Source organism: Eudoraea sp. (genome assembly GCF_049669105.1).
Taxonomy (GTDB): Bacteria; Bacteroidota; Bacteroidia; order Flavobacteriales; family Flavobacteriaceae; genus Eudoraea.
Genome location: NZ_JBATKE010000039.1, coordinates 1 through 1,643, shown reverse-complemented (window position 1 = coordinate 1,643; position 1,643 = coordinate 1). Strand labels below are relative to the sequence as shown.

The 1,643-nt window shown below is 65.6% G+C and carries 2 protein-coding genes; both read left to right on the top strand.

The window, feature by feature from the left end; all coding sequences use genetic code 11:
- Positions 1-23 precede the first annotated feature (23 nt).
- Positions 24-1,346 carry an SNF2-related protein gene (locus WBM60_RS02690; protein ID WP_424282742.1) on the top strand — a complete coding sequence of 441 codons (1,323 nt, stop codon included), beginning with the start codon at positions 24-26 and terminating at the stop codon, positions 1,344-1,346.
- A complete protein-coding gene (locus WBM60_RS02685) occupies positions 1,327-1,581 on the top strand; it encodes a VRR-NUC domain-containing protein (RefSeq protein ID WP_424282741.1) in 255 nt (84 codons plus the stop codon). Before WBM60_RS02690 ends, WBM60_RS02685 begins: the two co-directional genes overlap by 20 nt.
- Positions 1,582-1,643: the final 62 nt, after the last annotated feature.

Below are 1,643 nucleotides of genomic sequence, written 5' to 3'. Positions count from 1 at the left end.
CCGCGTAAGTGGCCCCAGGGCGCATGAAGCTCCACGACTACCAGCTCGCCGGCGTCCGCCACCTGGTCAGGAACCGCTACGCGGCCCTGCTGTGGGACCCCGGCATGGGCAAGACCCTGACCACCCTGGCCGCGTTCCGCGACATCCGCGGGACGCGGGTGCCGGCTGAGCTGCCGCTGCTGATCATCGCCCCGCTGTCGGTGGCGAAGGCGGTGTGGCAGGACGAGGTCGCGAAGTGGTTCCCGGACATGACCGTGCGCCTGCTGCACGGTCGCCTGAAGCAGGACAACCTCCGCCAGGGCGCCGACATCTTCGTCATCAATCCCGAGGGCCTGCCGTGGCTGTACCAGCAGGACGTCGAGTTCGCGGGCCTGGTGATCGATGAGCTGACGAAGTTCAAGGCCACCAACACGAAACGCTTCCGCGAGCTGCGCAAGCGCCTGAAGCGGTTCCGTTTCCGCTGGGGCCTGACAGGCACGCCCGCGCCCAATTCCATGATGGAGCTGTTCGGGCAGGTGATGGTGCTCGACGGCGGCGAGCGTTTGGGGCCGTACATCGGCCGTTTCAGGAACAGGTACTTCCGGCAGGCGGGGCCGTACGAGTGGGTCCTGCGCCAGGGCTCGGCCGACGCGATACGCGACAAGGTGCGCGACATCCTGTTCCACCTGGACGCTAAGGACTTCCTGGACGTGCCCGACCGCACCGACAACGCGATCCTCGTCAACATGCCCTCGACCGCGCAGCGGTTCTCCACGGAGCTGGAGAAGGAGCTGTACATGCAGTTCGGTGACGACGAGCTGACCGTCGCCCACGCCGGGGGCATGGTCAACAAGCTGCAACAGATCGCGCAGGGCTTTGTGTACCTGGACGACGGCAGCGTGATCGACCAGCACACGGCGAAGCTCGACCGGCTGGAGGACCTGGCGGAGGAGGTGGGCGGGCCGCTGTTCGTTGTCTACAAGTTCAAAGAGGACCTGCGCCGGCTGCAGGAGCGGTTCCCGCACGCGGTGGACCTGCGCGGCGACGTCCAGGGCATCGTCAGGCAGTGGAACGCGGGCGAGCTGCAGATGGTCCTGGCGCAGCCCCAGAGCGCCGGCCACGGCCTCAACATGCAGGCCGGCGGGCACACCGTCTGCTGGTACGCGCTCAACCACAGCCTGGAGCAGTACATCCAGGCGAACGGTCGCATCCACCGGCAGGGCCAGGAGCACCCCGTGGTGGTCCACCACCTGGTCGCCAGGGGCACCGTGGACGAGGACATCATGGAAGTACTGCGGGCCCGTGACAGCGCCCAGAACGCCCTCCTGGAGGGCCTGAGGAGGCGCATTGAAAGAGTCCTACATTGAGCGCAAGTGCGTGACCCTGGCGAAGACCCGGGGCTACGTCGGGATCAAGGTCGGCCTGTACGGCTGGCCCGACCGACTGTTCATTGGGCCGAAGGCCTACGTGTGGTGGGTGGAGTTCAAGCGCCCTGGCGGGAGGCCCACCAAGCTGCAGCTGGCGCGTATCGCGACCCTGCGCCGGCTCGGGTTCCGGGTAGACGTCGTAGATAATTTTGAAGTTTTTGTTGACGCGTTATGAGCCATATGATTCAATACGCACCATCAACTAAGGAGAACGAAATGAACATCAAAGCGCAACTG

What these genes read in the sequence shown, in the direction of transcription:
- WBM60_RS02690 (WP_424282742.1), top strand. Translation starts at nt 24, where the DNA reads ATGAAGCTCCACGACTACCAGCTCGCCGGCGTCCGCCACCTGGTCAGG.